Source organism: Streptosporangium sp. NPDC002721, from assembly GCF_042888905.1.
Taxonomy (GTDB): Bacteria; Actinomycetota; Actinomycetes; order Streptosporangiales; family Streptosporangiaceae; genus Streptosporangium.
This window is the reverse complement of record NZ_JBIAQI010000092.1, coordinates 1-1,721: the sequence shown is the minus strand read 5'-3', so window position 1 is coordinate 1,721 and position 1,721 is coordinate 1. Positions and strand designations below refer to the sequence as shown.

Here is a 1,721-nt window from a genome sequence, read left to right as displayed (position 1 = left end):
GCGGGGATCGCGTTGCCGGCCGTGGGGGGTGCGGGTCTTGGCTTCGTGTCGGCGACCAACGAGCTGAATCTCAAGCCCACCGACCTCGTCGAGCCTCCGCCGGCGGAGGTCTCGATCGTGCAGGACGTCCGGGGCAAGGAGATCGCGCGGTTTTACGAGGAGTACCGCGAGGTCGTCAGGCTCGATCAGATCGCCGAGGTGATGAAGACGGCGATCATCTCGATCGAGGACTACCGGTTCTACCAGCACGGTGCGATCGACATCGAGGGCACGATCCGCGCGCTGGCCAAGAACCTGCACGCCGGTGGGGTGAGCCAGGGCGGCTCCAGCATCACCCAGCAGTACGTCAAGCAGGTCCTGCTGAATTCCGCCGATACCAAGCGGGAGAAGAACAAGGCGCTGGAGGCCAGCTACGCGCGCAAGCTCAACGAGCTGCGGCACGCGATGGCGGTGGAGGAGAAGTACACCAAGGACGAGATCTTGGGCAAGTATCTGAACATCGCCTACTTCGGGGCGAGCGCCTACGGGGTGGAGGCGGCGGCCAAGCGGTTCTTCGGGGTGTCGGCGGCCGAGCTGACCTTGCCGCAGGCGGCCACTTTGGCGGGCGCGGTGCAAGATCCCAACGCCACCGATCCCAACCTGGGCAGGAAGCAGCGTGAGCGGTTGCTGAACCGGCGCAACGTGGTGCTGAACCGGATGGCCGAACTGGGGAAGATCACCCCGGCGCAGGCGCAGGAGGCCAAGGCCACCAAGCTCGGCTACAAGGGGACGAAGTTCCCCGGCGGGTGTGAGTCCAGTGATTACCCCTACTTCTGTATCTACGTCCGCAACGAGATCTTGCAGAATCCGGATTTCGGGAAGACGGCCAAGGCGCGCGAGGACTTCCTCAACCGCGGCGGCCTGACCATCAAGACGACGATCAATCCGGTGATGCAGGCGGCCGCCGATAAGGCGATCCGCAAGTGGGTGCATCCGTCGGACAATCCGGTGGCGGCCGAGGCGCTGGTCCAGCCGGGCACCGGGGCGATCAAGGCGATGGCCGCCAGCCGGCCCTACGGCCGCAGCAAGGCGCGCAACGAGATCTCCTACAACCTGGTCGCCGATGCCGCGCACGGCGGCGGGGTCGGTCTGCAGGCCGGATCGACGTTCAAGACGTTCACGTTGCTGACCGCGTTGAAGCAGGGGATGAAGGTCAACGACGGGCTGGCGGCCGGGGCGGGTTTCCGCGCCTCGGGGTATGCGGCGTTTCAGAACTGCAAGGGTGAGAACATCGGGGATCCGAGTCACACCGTCACCAACGACGAGGGCAATCCGGGCTGGAAGACCCTGCAGACCGGCACCTGGGGGTCGGTGAACACCTTCTTCATGGCGCTGGAGCAGAAGGTCGGCCTGTGTGAGACGATCAAGACCGCCCGGTCGCTGGGCATCCACCGCTCCGACGGGCTCAAGCTGCTGGAGTTCTCGACGTTCACGCTGGGCACCAACGAGATGGACCCGGTGACCGTGGCCAACGCCTACGCCGCGATCGGCGCGCGCGGCAAGTACTGCACGCCGATGGCGATCACCCGGATCACCGACCGCGACGGCAAGGTCACCGACTACAGGCCCAAGTGCCGTCAGGCACTCGACCCCGAGGTCGCCGACGCGGCCGCCGACGTGCTGTCGGGGGTGTTCACCAAGGGCACGATGCGATCCGTCGGCGGCATCGGCCGCGACGCGGC

At 66.4% G+C, this 1,721-nt stretch carries 1 protein-coding gene; it reads left to right on the top strand.

Going from position 1 to position 1,721, the window contains the following annotated elements; translation table 11 throughout:
• Positions 1 to 45: 45 nt before the first annotated feature.
• On the top strand, positions 46 to 1,721 hold a 1,676-nt coding region (locus ACFYWM_RS44685), incomplete at its 3' end, for a transglycosylase domain-containing protein (RefSeq protein WP_389927987.1).